The sequence below is a fragment of the Brevibacillus centrosporus genome (assembly GCF_003710815.1).
Taxonomy (GTDB): domain Bacteria; phylum Bacillota; class Bacilli; order Brevibacillales; family Brevibacillaceae; genus Brevibacillus; species Brevibacillus centrosporus.
In genome coordinates this window covers 1-15222 of the sequence record NZ_RHHP01000032.1, presented here as the reverse complement: position 1 = coordinate 15222, position 15222 = coordinate 1, and the positions used below count along the sequence as shown (strand labels likewise).

Below are 15222 nucleotides of genomic sequence, written 5' to 3'. Positions count from 1 at the left end.
AGATGTTGTTGAAAGGATTGGCGCTCAGCTTCATTTCATCCATGGCTTGGTGTGTATTGTTCAATGTGCCTGTTCGGACGATTTTGGCTGGAGGCATCGCCGGCATGGTCGGGTTTCTCGTCTATTCGTTCTTGCCGCTCCTAAATGCGGAAGTTCTGCTGTCGACCTTCGTATCTGCCGCGATTGTTTCCTTGCTCAGCCAAGTGATGTCGATATTTTTGCGCGTGCCTTCTACTAATTTCAGCGTCGCCGGCATTATTCCATTGGTTCCAGGGTCTTTAGCGTACAAGTCCATGCTTGCGTTTGTGAATAACGACTACGTAGAAGGCATAACGTTGGCTACGAAGACTTTAATGGTAGCGGGGGCTATTGCTTCCGGGCTGATTTTTGGAATTTCCGTGGTCACTATCGTGAAAGGAGCCCGTTATGCTGGCAAGCGTGCACAGTGAAATTTTGCGAGAGAAGCTCCTGCTGCCTGGGGAGACCCTCGTCGTGGGTGTTTCGGGAGGGAATGATTCCTCCGCTCTCTTGCATATCTTGGCGGCTCTCAATAAAAACTATCACTACGGGTGGAAGCTTCACGCTGTTCATCTGAACCACTGTTTTCGCGGGGAAGAGGCACGGCTGGACGCTGCTTACGCCCAGGAGCTTTGCGGGAAGCTTGGCGTCACGTTCCACTTGTTTGAATTCGACGTGCCCGCCTACATGGAGCAGACAGGGATGGGGGGACAAGAGGCCAGCAGAGAAATTCGTTACGGCTTTTACCGGCAAGTGGCAAAAGAGCAAGGAGCGACCAAACTGGTACTCGCTCATCATGCCGATGATCAGGTTGAGACGATTTTGTTCCGGTTTGTGCGGGGGACGAGAATGCAGGGTTTGTCCGGAATGCCGAAAAGGCGCTGGTTGGAAGAGGGAAGCATCGAGCTGGTACGCCCTCTTTTGCATGTGACTCGCAAGGAACTGGAGAGCTACTGTGAGGAGAACGGGCTGAATCCACGTGAGGACAGCAGCAACCGCTCCCGCAAGTACAAACGAAATCTGCTGCGGCTTGAAGTCATGCCGCTGCTGGCCGAGGTCAATGAGCGTTATCGGGAACATATTCTCGAGGCGGCAGAGGCGATCCACCAAGACCATACGTTTTTGGAGAGACTCGCGATTGAGCAACTGGAAAAGGTCCTGATCGTACGAAAACCAGACGAGATTGTGATTGACAATGAACCGTTTCAAAACTGTGACGTTGCTTTACAAAGGAGAATGATTACTCTAATATTAGATTATGTCTCTAAACAAACTGAGTGGTCTTCTCAGCATGTCGAGGCAGTGTTGCACATGTCAGGTGGTAGCCGTCCTTCTGCTGAACTGCATTTGCCTGGACAGCTGGTCGTGAGCCGGGTGTACGGTCGAATTCATTTTTGTCCAAAAGGACGAGAAGAACGCATACATATGTATTGTTATGAGCTCCCTGTTCCAGGAAAGGTGTGGATCGCAGAGAGTGAGGTTTGGGTACATACGAATTATCTGGAACGCCTTACGGATTGGGAGCGACTGCCGGAGAACGAAGCGGTTTTTGATGCCGATCGTTTGCCAGGGCCGCTGTTTTTGCGCAATCGAAGACCAGGTGACCGTCTCGCTTTATTTGGCTCAGGCTCTGAAAAGAAGCTGAAGGAATTGTTGATTGATACAAAAGTTCCGAGAGCCTGGAGAGATCGGCTGCCGCTTTTGATCGCGGGAGATGAAGTGGTTTTGGTACCGGGTGTACGCCGTTCCGCCGCAGCGCCTGTAGATGAACGAACGAAGCGTTTCCTACATGTGCGAGTAGAGTTTGGAGAAGATTGGCGGGAGGTTTTTTCATGAATCAAGACATCGAGAAGATTTTGCTATCTGAGAGCGAAATTGCAGGCAAAATACAGGAATTGGGCAAGACTTTGGCTGCAGAATACCGGGATAAAAACCCTTTGGTGATCTGCGTGCTAAAAGGAGCCGTTGTTTTCATGGCGGATTTGATTCGTCATATGGATATTCCATGCGAAATGGATTTCATGGCTGTCTCCAGCTACGGAAGCGGCACAGAGTCCACGGGCATGGTGAAAATCCTGAAGGACCTCGATTCCTCGGTGCAAAACCGTCACGTCCTGGTTGTTGAAGATATTATGGACAGCGGACTGACACTAAGCCGACTAGTAGAGCTTTTGCGCCATCGCGAAGCAGCTTCTGTCAAAGTAGTAACGCTGCTTAACAAACCAGAACGTCGCAAGGTGGACATTTCACCGGATTACAGCGGCTTTGACATTCCGGACGAATTCGTTGTCGGATTTGGACTGGACTATGCGGAGCACTACCGTAATCTGCCGTACATTGGGGTATTGAAGCCTGAGGTCTACACAAAGTAGGTTTGTTGTGGAGACCCTGCTTAATATGATAAAATGTCAAAAGTGTCTGTTCGTGAGAGGAGGTAAGGAATGAATCGCTTTTTTCGTAATACCGGGTTCTACCTACTGATTTTTCTTGTCACGGTCGGGATCGTGAATTTCATCCTCTCCGGTACTGATAAGGTTGGGAAACTTACATATCAGGATTTCCGGGTACAGTTGCAAGCCGATAACATCACAGAGATGGCTATTCGCCCTGAGAATGGTACATACAGAGTGGATGGTACATTGGCTAAAGCAATTCCGGGACAGGAAAGCAACAAATTCTTCACCAACGTTCCACTGTATGATTCCAACATTATCTCTTTGGTAGAGCAGAAGATTGATGAACAAAAAGTGAAAAAGGTAGAGGTGCATCCGGCGGAGGGCAACAGCATCTGGCTCACGTTCTTGACCTCGATCATTCCATTTGTGATCATCTTCATCTTGTTTTTCTTCCTTCTGAACAATGCGCAAGGTGGCGGCAGCCGAGTCATGAACTTCGGGAAAAGCCGTGCCAAGCTGTACAACGAAGAGAAGAAGCGCGTTACGTTTGACGACGTAGCTGGTGCAGACGAAGAGAAAGCGGAGCTGGAGGAAGTTGTAGAATTCCTGAAAGACCCGCGCAAATTTAATGCTGTTGGTGCCCGCATTCCGAAAGGCGTACTGCTCGTAGGTCCTCCGGGTACAGGTAAAACCTTGCTTGCTCGTGCAGTTGCAGGTGAGGCTGGCGTTCCGTTCTTCAGCATCTCTGGTTCTGACTTCGTAGAGATGTTCGTCGGGGTCGGTGCATCCCGCGTGCGTGACTTGTTTGAAAATGCTAAGAAAAATGCGCCTTGCATTATCTTTATTGATGAGATTGACGCTGTAGGTCGTCAACGCGGAGCTGGACTCGGCGGCGGCCACGACGAGCGCGAGCAAACTCTCAACCAGTTGCTCGTAGAAATGGACGGCTTCGGTGGAAACGAAGGCATCATCATGGTGGCTGCGACCAACCGACCAGACATTCTCGACCCGGCATTGCTTCGTCCGGGACGCTTTGACCGTCAAATTACAGTGGATCGCCCTGACATCAAAGGCCGCGAAGCTGTACTCAAAGTACATGCTCGCAACAAGCCGCTGGGTGAGGACGTCAAACTGGATGTGATTGCTCGTGGTACATCGGGCTTCACCGGTGCGGATCTGGAGAACCTGCTGAATGAAGCAGCCCTTCTCACTGCCCGTAAAAACAAAAAGCAAATCAACATGGTGGAAGTGGACGAAGCCATCGACCGCGTCATTGCTGGTCCGGCGAAAAAGTCCCGTGTTGTCAGCGAAGACGAAAGACGTCTGGTTGCTTTCCACGAAGCTGGTCATACAATCATCGGCTATCATTTGAGAAATGCCGAAATGGTACATAAGGTTACGATCATCCCACGTGGTCAGGCTGGCGGATACACGGTCATGCTGCCAAAAGAAGACCGTTTCTTTGCCACCAAGACAGACTTGCTCGACAAGATCGTCGGACTTTTGGGTGGACGTGTCGCAGAAGAATTGGTGCTCGGCGATATCAGTACCGGTGCACACAATGACTTCCAACGTGCAACAGCCATTGCTCGCAGCATGATTACGGAATACGGGATGAGCAAATTGGGTCCTATGCAGTTCGGTAAGAGCCAAGGCCAAGTATTCCTGGGTCGTGATTATGGCAGCGAGCGCAACTACTCTGATCAGATTGCTTACGAGATCGATCAGGAAATGCAAAACATCATCAACGAATGCTACGCAAAATGTACGGACTTGTTGACCAAGCACCGTGACCAGCTCGATCTGATTGCGAACACTTTGCTGCGTGTCGAGACTCTCGATGCGGATCAAATCAGACAGCTGATTGAGACAGGTAGAATGGAAAACGATCCACTGACAAATAGTGATGTGGTCGTGAACATTCAACCAAAACAAGACGAAACAAACGAAGAACCGAAACAATAAGAGGCGCCTCAGGTGCCTCTTTTCGTCATAAAAGGGAAAGCGGCACTTTGCTCAGCATAAAGAAGCATGATCAACCGAATCAGTGGAGGGGGAGAAATGATGCTACTTACACCGGGGATGGCAGCATTTGATATGGATGGTACATTGTTGAATGAGGCATCACAAATGTCCAAGGGAAACAGAGAAGCACTGTTCAAGCTGCAGGAAACAGGCTGCAAGCTGGTGCTATCGACAGGAAGAATGTTTGGTTCCGCACAGATTCCGATTGATTCGTTTCCCTTCGACGGTTATGTTTGCAGCAATGGGGCTGCCCTTTACGAAAAGGATGGAACGCTGATCCGCCGCTATTCCTTAGCAAAAGAGATGGTCATCGGAGCAATCCATGCACTCAGACAAGATTCGGAGCCGGTTTACTACGAAATGCACGATACAAACAGCAATCGCTGGATGGTGCAGGAGGATCGGGATCGTCTGGAACCAATTATCGAGCAGGGCACTTCGTTAGAGGGAGTTTCTATGCGGCGGTTTGCCTTGTATAGGCTTGCAAAAGTGGTTCCTCTGGAAGAAATGCTGAAAAATATTGAGACGGGTGAAGCTGAGATCGTGAAGTTTTTCATTTGGGAAAGCGATGCGGAGCGCTTGAAGTGGATCGCCGATCAGTTTGCTCCCTGGAAAAGTCAGATTTCCATTACTTCATCCGGAAGTACCAACATAGAGATCAATTCACACGGCGTTTCCAAATGGGAAGGACTACGGCATTTTTGCCAGCTGTGGGGGATAGCGCCAGAGAAAGTGATGGCTTTTGGCGATGCGGAAAATGATCGGGAGGCGCTGACCGAGGCTGGCTACTCGGTGGCGATGGAGAATGCCTCGTCCAAAATCAAGGAGATCGCCAAATTTGTTGCACCACATCACAATGAGGATGGCGTGGCCCAGTTTATTTGGAAGCATGTCCTGGGTGAGACGCCTTCACGATAAGGGACAAAAACTGTGTATAGCTTGCACGAGAAGAAACCGTTCGGACGCGAACGGTTTTTTTTCTATTGTTGAGAATTGATATCAATTATAATGAGCGCAGTGACTGGGCAGGGGGAGGGAATGCGTATGAGGCAAAAAGAATTATTGGATCTACAGAGTCGTTACGAAATCATGGGATCTTTTGGAGATAAGGCTCATATCCATTTATAACAACGCTTACATTGACAAGATCAAGCAATCAGCTTACAATGACCCTAATTATGACACCTACGTAGGGGGATTTTTTCCATGGACGCTTTAGCGTTAGAAAAAAAAGCCCAGCGCAACGCTGAGTTACGTGAACGATTGATGCAGTTGAAGAAAGAGCGTAATGCTATTATCTTGGCACATTTTTATCAACGGCCGGAAATTCAAGAAGTAGCAGATTTTATCGGGGATTCTTTTGGACTCGCTCAAAAGGCCAAAGAAACGGATGCAGACGTGATTTTGTTCTGTGGTGTTCACTTCATGGGAGAAAGTGCAAAAATTCTCAATCCCCAAAAGACGGTTATTATTCCCGATGAACGAGCAGGCTGTCCGATGGCGGATATGGTGAATGTAGACGGCTTGCGCAAGCTGAAAGCGCAGCATCCAAACGCAAAGGTTGTCGCCTACATTAATACATCCGCTGACGTAAAAGCAGAAACCTACATCTGCTGTACATCGTCCAATGCCAAGAAGGTTATTGAATCACTCGACACGGACGAGATCATTTGGGTGCCGGATAAGAACTTGGGCCACTATGTATCCCAGTTTACCGACAAAAAAATGATCATATGGGAAGGGTACTGCAATACGCATGACCAGCTGTCTGTCGAGGATATCATGACATTGAAGCAGCAGCATCCGGAAGCAGTCGTTGTCGTCCACCCGGAGTGCCGTCCAGAAGTGGTTTCGTTGGCGGATTATGTGGGTTCTACGACCGGCATTTTGAAATATTGCCGCGAGTCCTCCCACAAGGAATTCATTATCGGAACCGAAGACGGTACGCGCTACATGCTGGAAAAAGACAGTCCGGAAAAAACCTTCATTTTTGCCTCCAAATATCTGGTTTGTCCAAACATGAAAGTAAACAACCTGAAAAAGTGCGTAGAAGCTCTGGAGAACATGAAGCCGGAGATTTTTGTACCACAGGATGTGGCTGATGCTGCACGTGCATCGCTGGAAAGAATGCTGGAAGTAGCTCCAGGCTGATAAGAGGATAGCACAAGCTGCGTTTGCTCCGGCAGGCGCAGTTTTTTTATGGGAAAGGCCACGATCCGCCAAACGCTAAAAAGCCCGGAACTCATGGTTCTGGGCTTTGCCATTTTCACAGTAGTCTTCCATTTCTTACGAAGGCATGGGAGTCGGAGTTGGCTTTCCGTACCCTTCTTTATAAGTATTGTCGATGTAGTCGCGAATTTCCTTTGTCGTTTTCCCGGCTTCCTTCAGCTTGGAGGAAATAACGGCGATCTCCATACAAACGCCGCAGCGAGTTCCGTGATCATCCCATACGATGGAACCGTCAGATTTTTCTTCTTTAATAAAGCAGTTGCCATTATGCTGATGACCGGCACTCTCGCCGCAGCCGCAATAGCAAGGGATGGATTTTAACAGTTCGCGATTGGCAGCCGCCACTTTGTAGGACTCCACGATGACAGGGTCCTGATTGTCGAGAAATTTCGGCAATTGGTCTGCGGAAGCGGTCATTTCCTGCAGATCGCCGTTTGGTGCGTGTTGGGAATGGCTGGCATGCTCTTGACCGGCTTGATCGTTAGAACCACAGCCAGTTAACAGGGCTACCGTCATGACGCTAATGGTTAACCATGATTTCCGTTTCATCTGGACAAACCTCCTCCCGCCTATTTTACCGTATAAGATTTTCCCAGCGCAAATTCACACGGGAGGAAGCTGTATGGGGATAGATGTTTAAATATGCCTATTAAATCGTAATAAATCCTATTTACATTCTGGTTGACTGTCCGTATAATGAAAAACGGGAAGCAAGTAAATCGGAATGATTATGAATTACTAGAGGAGATGACTAGAAAAATGAAGAAGAGCCTGTTGGCTTTATTGAGCATCGTAACAGCTGTGGGGATCGCTGGCTGCGGAAGCAAGGAAACAGCAAGCACTCCAGCAGCAGAGGGTAGTGCGGCTGCTAAGCCAAAAGTATACACGACAATTTATCCGCTGGAATACGCTGCCGAACGGATTGGTGGCGATCATATCGAAGTCACTAACTTGATTCCGCCGGGGGTAGAGCCGCATGATTACGAGCCTACAGCCAAAGATATGGTGGCATTGTCAGGGGCAGACATCTTTGCCTTTAACGGCAGTGGTCTGGAGCTGTGGGTAGACAAGGCAGTGGAAAGTATGGATAAAAATAAAACGACCATTGTTAATGCGACAGAAGGAATGGATCTGCTGCATGCGGTGGAAGAGGAGCATGACCACGAGCACGAGGGAGAGGCAGCGACCGAAGAGGAAGGTCATGATCATGGGGACAAAGATCCGCACGTATGGCTGGACCCTAGTAAACTGAAAGAGCAAGCTGCGAAGGTGAAGGATGCTCTGGTGAAAAAGGATCAGGCCCATGCTGCCGACTACGAGAAGAACTTCCAGCAGCTGTCTGCAGATCTGGATCAGTTGGATAAAGAATTCAAGGACATGGTAGCGCAGTCCTCCAAAAAGGAATTCATGGTCTCTCACAGCGCATTCGGCTATCTGGCGAACCGCTATGGCTTGGAACAAGTGGCTATTTCCGGAGTGAATCCAGCTGACGAGCCATCGCCATCGCAGCTGAAAGAATTGGTGGAACATGTGAAAGAACATCAAATTTCGTACGTTTTGTTTGAAACACTCGTGTCTCCAAAAGTCGCTGAGGTGATTGCCAGGGAGGCAGGTGTGCAGACGGCGACACTGAATCCGCTGGAAGGTTTGACGGAAGAGGATGTCAAAGCAGGCCGTGATTACATGTCCATCATGCGTGAAAATATCGAGACGCTGCGCGCAGCGTTAAAATAAATGGGAATAATGAAGGTGTCGCTCTTTCGGGTGGCATCTTTGCTTATAGAAGATGTTGCTTTTTATATTTTGCACCTTAGCCCTTGTCGTCCTCGCAAAATCGTAGTAGGATGAAGGGGATTAAATCAGAACAAATCCGATTTGAGGAATGATTGATTCATGGAACGCATAACCAAAGGAGAAGCTGTGGTAAAGCTCACGGACGTTTCCTTTCAATATGAAGAAAAACTAGTTCTCGACCAGGTGGCGTTTACTTTGGAGCGCGGTGACTTTGTCGGGATTGTTGGTCCCAACGGCTCAGGTAAATCCACGCTGATGAAGCTCATTCTCGGGCTTCTGTCGCCGACCAAAGGCACAGTCGAGCTGTTCGGGCAGCCGCTCTCGAAGTTTCGGGATTGGAGCCGAATCGGATACGTTGCCCAGCAGGTCGCTCATGGTGCTGGTGGTTTTCCTGCAACGGTGCGGGAAGTGGTCGCATCCGGGCTGGTTGCCAAGGTTGGACTTTTTCGCCGATTGAAAGCTCACCATCACGAAAAGGTCCGGGATGCGGTGGAGCGTGTGGGATTGACAGCCAAGCTCGATCAGAGGATTGGCAGCTTGTCGGGCGGTCAGCTGCAGCGTGTATTTATTGCCCGTGCACTGGTTGCGGAGCCGGAGCTGCTCATTTTGGACGAACCAACTGTCGGGGTGGATCAGGAGTCGATTGAACAGTTCTACAGCTTGTTGCGCTCCCTGAAAGAAGAAAATGGGCTGACCATGATGATTGTCAGCCACGATGTAGGTGTCATGACGCAGTGGGTAAACAAGGTAGCCTGTGTTCAAAAGAAAATCCATTTCCATGGAACGGCGCACGAGTTCGCTCACAATCACGAACAAATCCTGACGCAAATGTACGGTGATTCAGTAAAACTGCTGTCTCATCACCATTGATTGTATATAACATGGAAAAGAAGGAGCATGAACATGCTTGCTGATTGGTGGCAGTATGATTTTTTGAGGTATACCCTGTTCTCAGGGATTTTGATTGGACTGATTTGTCCCATCCTCGGGACTTTTTTGATTGTACGTCGTTTGTCGATGATGGCAGATGGTCTTTCGCACGTAACACTTTCGGGTGTGGCGGCAGGGATGCTGGTTTCCAAGAAAATCGCATTTTTCTCTGCCGTAAATCCGTTGTTTTTCGGGATGCTGTTTGCGGTGATTGGTTCTTTGTTTATTGAGCGGCTGCGCAAGGTGTATAAAGCGTATCAAGACCTGGCCATTCCGATTATCCTGTCCACTGGCTTGGGCCTGTTTACGGTTCTGATCAGTGTCGCCGACGGCTTTAATACGGATTTGTACTCATACTTATTCGGTAAGATCGTGACGGTATCGATCGAGGACTTGTACGCACTCGTCGGTGTAGCGGTTGTTGTACTGGGAACCGTGTTTCTCATCTACAAAGAGCTGTTCGCGGTCTCCTTTGACGAAGAGTTTGCCCGTGTATCGGGTGTAGCGCGCCGAGCAATCAACCTGTGGTTTATGGTACTCGTGGCGTTGACGATTGCGGCTTCTATGCGCATTGTCGGTGTCCTGCTGATCTCGGCCTTGATCACACTTCCGGTTGCCACTAGTCTGCAGATCGCTCGAAGCTTCCGCCAGACGATTTTCTTTTCGATCCTGTTTGCGGAAATATCTGTGCTGGCCGGATTGTATTTTGCCTACCTGTTAGATTGGGCATCTGGTGGTACAATTGTGTTGATGGCTGTATTGATTTTGCTGGTCGTCTTAGGTGTAAAAAAACTGCGAGTTCTCATGCGATAGATCAACCAACCCAGTAAAGACAAAAGGAAGGAGAGTTTGTCGATGAAAGTAGAAGAAGCGCTGCAGATCTTAAAAGATCATGGATTCAAGTATACCGGCAAGCGGGAGGAGATGATTCGCATCTGCGCGGCGGAGAAGCGATACCTGTCTGCCAAAGATATTATGGAGCGAATCAAAGAGCTGTATCCTTCGCTCAGCTTTGATACCGTTTATCGCAATATCTCCACTTTTGTGGAATTGGGGATTCTCGAGGAAACCGAGCTCGACGGGGAGGGTAAATTCCGTTTGGCATGTTCGACAGATGGACATCACCACCATCACGTCATTTGTACGGAATGTGGAAAAACCTCTTCGTTACCCGGCTGTCCGATGAATATCATGTCAGCTGTACCTGATGATTTTCAGGTCACTGGCCACAAGTTTGAAGTGTACGGAACATGTAAGGATTGCGTAGCGCACACTAACTAAACCTTTGTAAGAAACAGAGAAGAGCATCTACCGATGAGGGAGGTGCTCTTTTTTGTACAGGAAGGATTGATGAGATCCTTATCCAGTATAAGTGCCAAGTACCTTTTGGATGCAAAAGGCTTGCGAGCCAAGTTTTCTAACATGGTCGATAAACCCGAAAGATTTGCTATAATGAGTTGGAAATCATCGGTTTTTCCATTGCTTAACCTATCAAGAGGAGAGAAGGGACACGAGATGATTCCCCGCTATATCGTCGACTTTGATTTGCACGCTTTGCCGCGAAGGAAAACGAAAGTGGCTATCATTGGAGCAGGGATCGCTGGTTTGTATACAGCCTTGCAAACGAGCGAGTATGCAGATGTGGTATTGATCAGTAAAAAGGAATTGGACGATAGCAATACTCGCTGGGCGCAGGGTGGGATCGCTGCGGTGACAGCCAAAACAGACACGCCAGCGCTGCATCGCCAGGATACGCTGATCGCAGGTGCAGGACTCTGCTCATACGACGCGGTGGACGTGCTGGTGCATGAGGGACCGGATCGGCTGCAAGAGCTGATCGCCTACGGTACCGAGTTTGATCGGGACGAGCAGGGACACTACGAGCTTACCCAAGAGGGGGCACACAGTAAACGGCGAATCCTGCATGCAAATGGAGATGCGACTGGAGCGGAAATCGTTCGTGCTTTATCTGCGCGAGTCATGGAACAGCCGAACATTACGGTACTCGAGCATCATTTTGCTATCGATGTCGTGACACAGAATGACGAGTGCGTAGGTGTGATCGTGCGGGAGCCAAACGGCGAGCTATTTTTCCTGGAAGCAGATGCGACGGTACTCGCGACAGGTGGCGCCGGGCAGCTGTATCGTTATACGACAAATCCGGAAATTGCGACCGCAGATGGAATCGGGATCGCTTATCGGGCAGGTGCTCGCATCAGGGACGTAGAGTTCATTCAGTTTCACCCAACGGCCCTTTACTATCCAGGCGCACCACGTTTCCTCATCTCCGAAGCTGTTCGAGGTGAAGGAGCGGTGCTGCGCAATAGCAATGGCGAGCGTTTCATGGACAAGTACCATCCGCAAAAGGAGCTTGCCCCCCGTGATGTGGTGGCTAGGGCGATCGTCTCCGAGATGGAAAAAGCGAATGCAACGAACGTTTTTCTAGATATTACACATGAATCAGCGGAATTGATTCGCCATCGTTTCCCGACGATTTATCAATTTTGCCTGCAATATGGTTTAGATATGGTAACAGACTGGATTCCGGTAGCGCCTGCCTGCCATTATATGATGGGTGGTGTGCAAACGGACTTGCATGGCGAGACTTCTACCAAACGATTATTTGCGTGCGGGGAAGCATCGAGCACAGGGGTTCACGGTGCCAACCGCCTGGCGAGCAATTCTTTGTCAGAGGCTGTTGTTTTTGGCCATCGGATTTCTGAGCGGATCAAAGAGCTGCCGGATTTGCCGGATGTTTTGCCTGTGAGGGTGGTAGCAGACCCTGGACAGCGTCACGCTGCGGGTACACGCGAAAAAAGAGTGAAGCTGCAAAAGCTGATGCTGCGCTATGTGAGTGTAAAACGGGATGAAAAAGGCCTGCGTAAAGCACTGGAAGAGCTGGAGCGCATGGAGCAGGACTTTCAGGATATCCCGATGGAACGGGAAGATTTTGAATACCTCAATTTATTGAATACAGCAGTCTTGACGACCAGGGCTGCCCTCATGAGAGAAGAAAGTCGGGGCGGGCATTATCGCATCGATTTCCCTGAGAAGGACGACTTAATTTGGCGCAAGCACTTGGTGCAGTCTATCTATGCTGGCGTCCAGGAGGAGAGTGGCAAAAACGATGTGGAATAAACGAGAGCTGCAAAGAAAAATCGAAGAGTGGCTGCACGAGGACTTGGGCTTCGGTGACATTACAACGATGAGTACGATTCCGGAGGGCGAGCAGGGAATCGGGATTCTTTATGCCAAGGAAGCGGGAATCGTAGCCGGATTGCAGATCGCACAGCAAGTGTTTGAAACGGTTGATCCAGAGCTGACCTTTACGGCCAAGGTAGAGGAGGGTACCCGCGTGGAATACGGCCAGCAAATTGCGGAAGTGAGCGGGTCTGTCCGTTCGATTTTGAGTGGAGAGCGATTGGCCCTTAACCTGATGCAGCGCCTGTCAGCCATTGCGACAAAAACAAATGAGTACGTACAGGCTGTAGCTGGCACTAAAGCCCGCGTGGTCGATACGCGCAAGACGACACCTGGCATGCGTTTTCTGGAGAAATACGCGGTGCGCGTCGGAGGAGGCCACAATCATCGGTTCGCTTTGTACGATGCGGTGATGATCAAGGACAATCACATCAAAGGTGCGGGTGGGATTGCGCAAGCTGTTGCTGCCGCACGCGCTGCCATTCCGCATACGATGACGGTCGAGGTGGAGGCGGAATCATTGGGGCAAGTCCAGGAAGCACTGAATGCAGGGGCCGATATCATCATGCTGGATAACATGTCGAACGAGCAAATGGTGGAGGCGGTTCAACTGATTGCTGGGCGCGCGATCGTCGAAGCCTCTGGTGGAGTGAACCTGAATACGATCGGTTCCATTGCGAAAACCGGCGTGGATATCATATCGGTAGGAGCACTGACGCACTCAGTCAAGGCATTTGATATCAGCCTTGATTTGAATACGCGCAAGCGCTGAGGAGCACTGCCATGCTACTGGTGATAGACATCGGCAACTCCAATATCGTGATGGGTCTGTATGCTGGGGACGAGCTGCGGCAGCAATGGCGTGTCTCTACGGATCGGAACAAGACCGAAGATGAGTACGGCATGCTGGTAGCAAGCCTGTTCCAGCATGCAGGTTTGACCCTTTCCCAGGTGAGTGGGGTCATCATTTCCTCTGTCGTGCCGCCTTCCAACCATACGATCGAGCGGATGTGTGAAAAGTATTTGCGTCAAAAGCCGTTGCTGGTCGGGCCCGGAATCAAGACGGGATTGAACATCAAATACGAGTATCCGCGAGAAGTGGGGTCAGACCGGATTGTAAATGCGGTAGCCGCCATCCACTACTACGGTACCCCGACGATTGTGGTTGACTTCGGGACAGCAACGACTTTTTGCTATGTGGATGAGCGGGGGCAGTATTGGGGTGGTGCCATTGCTCCGGGGATCGGGATTTCCACGGAGGCGTTGGTTAGTCGTGCTGCCAAACTCCCACGAATCGAGATCGCTAAGCCTGCGAGTGTCGTTGGACGGAACACGATTGCGGCGATGCAGTCTGGAATTTTTTACGGGTTTGTCGGGCAGGTAGAGGGGATCGTTCGCCGGATTATTGCCGAGTACGGAACCCAGCCCAAAGTCGTTGCGACTGGTGGGCTGGCATCATTAGTAGCAACAGAGACGGAGTGCATCCACATCGTCGATCCGTATTTGACTTTAAAAGGGCTGCGGCTGATTTACGAACGAAATCAATAGGCTGAGTGGGATGGGAAAGCCGCAGCTCATGTTAGAGCATGCGGCTTTTTGTCTTGTTTTAGTCCGTTTCGCTATTCCTCTGGAGCGGTTTATAAAAAATGACTTCTGGGTCTCCGGGATCGAGATTCTCAATAATTCCACTCTGAATGAAGCCCTGCCTTTGACAGAGGCGCTGCATGGGCCTATTGGAAAGATTAGTGGAAGTGAACAGTTTATCTTTTGTGCAAACCGACTCTACATATGTGATGAGGTCTGCTCCGATTCCTCGATTTTGATGCTGAGGATGTACAATCAGGAGTGGGATAAAGCACTGTTTAAAAAAGCTATAATCCATCACGATAAAACCAATAATTTCAGCATTCTCGCACGCAACAAAGCATTCTCCAGCTGTTACATTACTGCTCAGTTCTTGAGCTCGGCTGGTATTTCCCAGAACAACAGCATCGATATGGCAGACCTTTGTGAGGTCTTGTAAAGTAGCCTGACGGATCAGGACCATGAAAGGAAGCCCCCTTTCTAATTTAGGAGAAAGAAAAAGAACAGATGCCATAAGAAAAGAATAACATGCTACTAGCTGCAAGTATGGAATAAAGGATGCCTAGTCGGTTAACTTACATCTGCTCCCTTACTTTAATCAGGAGGTATAAAATAGAAAATCAACTTGAAAGTTGTAGGGGAAGTGAGAAGAGTATTTTCGGGTTTCGAGGGTTATGATAATCGCAGATCCACTTGGCGCCATGAAAAAACAAAAAAATGATAAAAGAATTGAGTTTATCGTTGACATTGAGTGTTCTACGATATACAATGGCTATTGTGTCTGACAGCGATGTGTTATCTGATTGAACTTTTTTAAACTAAATTAAAAAAGTACTTGCGAAAAACCAAGAGATCTGGTAACATAGTAATTCCGTGAGGGAAACAACACGGATCGCTTCGATCCTTTATCATACATGGATGGATGTCCGAGCGGCCGAAGGAGCACGATTGGAAATCGTGTAGGCGGGGTCGACCCGTCTCGTGGGTTCAAATCCCACTCCATCCGCCATAATCACCCTTACATATTGGCCCGTTGGTGAAGCGG

General features: G+C 49.4%; 15 protein-coding genes and 1 tRNA gene. 14 read left to right on the top strand and 2 right to left on the bottom strand.

Annotated features, from left to right (window positions below):
* The first annotated feature begins 2 nt into the window (after positions 1 to 2).
* The 6 genes from EDM55_RS22570 (at position 3) to nadA (ending at position 6590) form a co-directional block, all read left to right on the top strand.
* Positions 3 to 449, top strand: coding sequence for a threonine/serine exporter family protein (locus EDM55_RS22570; RefSeq protein WP_092275015.1), 447 nt, complete (start codon positions 3 to 5; stop codon positions 447 to 449).
* Complete coding sequence (tilS, locus tag EDM55_RS22565; RefSeq protein WP_122961450.1) at positions 427 to 1854, top strand: tRNA lysidine(34) synthetase TilS; 1428 nt, start codon at positions 427 to 429, stop codon at positions 1852 to 1854. Before EDM55_RS22570 ends, tilS begins: the two co-directional genes overlap by 23 nt.
* Positions 1851 to 2390 carry a hypoxanthine phosphoribosyltransferase gene (gene hpt / locus EDM55_RS22560; protein WP_122923826.1) on the top strand — a complete coding sequence of 180 codons (540 nt, stop codon included), beginning with the start codon at positions 1851 to 1853 and terminating at the stop codon, positions 2388 to 2390. Before tilS ends, hpt begins: the two co-directional genes overlap by 4 nt.
* Positions 2391 to 2459: 69 nt before the next feature.
* The gene (gene ftsH, locus EDM55_RS22555) at positions 2460 to 4379 is read left to right on the top strand and encodes an ATP-dependent zinc metalloprotease FtsH (protein WP_092275025.1); all 1920 of its coding nucleotides are present in this window, start codon (positions 2460 to 2462) and stop codon (positions 4377 to 4379) included.
* A 99-nt stretch (positions 4380 to 4478) separates the two neighbouring features.
* On the top strand, positions 4479 to 5357 hold the full coding sequence (locus EDM55_RS22550; RefSeq protein ID WP_092275078.1) for an HAD family hydrolase: 879 nt from the start codon (positions 4479 to 4481) through the stop codon (positions 5355 to 5357).
* 288 nt (positions 5358 to 5645) lie between these two features.
* Complete coding sequence (gene nadA, locus EDM55_RS22545; RefSeq protein WP_092275028.1) at positions 5646 to 6590, top strand: quinolinate synthase NadA; 945 nt, start codon at positions 5646 to 5648, stop codon at positions 6588 to 6590.
* A 135-nt stretch (positions 6591 to 6725) separates the two neighbouring features.
* Here nadA and EDM55_RS22540 read toward each other — a convergent pair whose 3' ends face one another.
* Positions 6726 to 7217 (bottom strand): PCYCGC domain-containing protein, encoded by a 492-nt coding sequence (locus tag EDM55_RS22540; RefSeq protein ID WP_092275031.1) that lies wholly within the window; start codon positions 7215 to 7217, stop codon positions 6726 to 6728.
* Positions 7218 to 7427: 210 nt separating this feature from the next.
* Here EDM55_RS22540 and EDM55_RS22535 point away from each other — a divergent pair, with 210 nt between their 5' ends.
* From EDM55_RS22535 to EDM55_RS22505, 7 genes are all read left to right on the top strand, one after another.
* On the top strand, positions 7428 to 8402 hold the full coding sequence (locus tag EDM55_RS22535; protein WP_092275033.1) for a metal ABC transporter substrate-binding protein: 975 nt from the start codon (positions 7428 to 7430) through the stop codon (positions 8400 to 8402).
* A 159-nt stretch (positions 8403 to 8561) separates the two neighbouring features.
* Positions 8562 to 9332: a metal ABC transporter ATP-binding protein gene (locus EDM55_RS22530; RefSeq protein ID WP_122923819.1), complete on the top strand. Its 771-nt coding sequence runs from the start codon at positions 8562 to 8564 to the stop codon at positions 9330 to 9332.
* A gap of 33 nt (positions 9333 to 9365) precedes the next feature.
* Positions 9366 to 10205, top strand: a complete 840-nt coding sequence (locus EDM55_RS22525) for a metal ABC transporter permease (protein WP_092275038.1) — start codon at positions 9366 to 9368, stop codon at positions 10203 to 10205.
* A gap of 42 nt (positions 10206 to 10247) precedes the next feature.
* Positions 10248 to 10673: a Fur family transcriptional regulator gene (locus EDM55_RS22520; RefSeq protein ID WP_092275041.1), complete on the top strand. Its 426-nt coding sequence runs from the start codon at positions 10248 to 10250 to the stop codon at positions 10671 to 10673.
* Between the two features lie 234 nt (positions 10674 to 10907).
* The gene (gene nadB / locus EDM55_RS22515; protein WP_092275044.1) at positions 10908 to 12530 is read left to right on the top strand and encodes an L-aspartate oxidase; all 1623 of its coding nucleotides are present in this window, start codon (positions 10908 to 10910) and stop codon (positions 12528 to 12530) included.
* The gene (nadC, locus tag EDM55_RS22510; protein WP_092275047.1) at positions 12520 to 13365 is read left to right on the top strand and encodes a carboxylating nicotinate-nucleotide diphosphorylase; all 846 of its coding nucleotides are present in this window, start codon (positions 12520 to 12522) and stop codon (positions 13363 to 13365) included. Before nadB ends, nadC begins: the two co-directional genes overlap by 11 nt.
* A gap of 11 nt (positions 13366 to 13376) precedes the next feature.
* A complete protein-coding gene (locus tag EDM55_RS22505) occupies positions 13377 to 14141 on the top strand; it encodes a type III pantothenate kinase (protein WP_092275050.1) in 765 nt (254 codons plus the stop codon).
* 58 nt (positions 14142 to 14199) lie between these two features.
* Here the strand turns inward: EDM55_RS22505 and EDM55_RS22500 are convergent, their stop codons facing one another.
* Positions 14200 to 14640: a GNAT family N-acetyltransferase gene (locus EDM55_RS22500; RefSeq protein WP_122961449.1), complete on the bottom strand. Its 441-nt coding sequence runs from the start codon at positions 14638 to 14640 to the stop codon at positions 14200 to 14202.
* A gap of 453 nt (positions 14641 to 15093) precedes the next feature.
* Between EDM55_RS22500 and EDM55_RS22495 the strand changes: the two genes are divergently transcribed.
* Positions 15094 to 15186: transfer RNA gene (locus EDM55_RS22495), tRNA-Ser, on the top strand.
* Positions 15187 to 15222 lie beyond the last annotated feature (36 nt).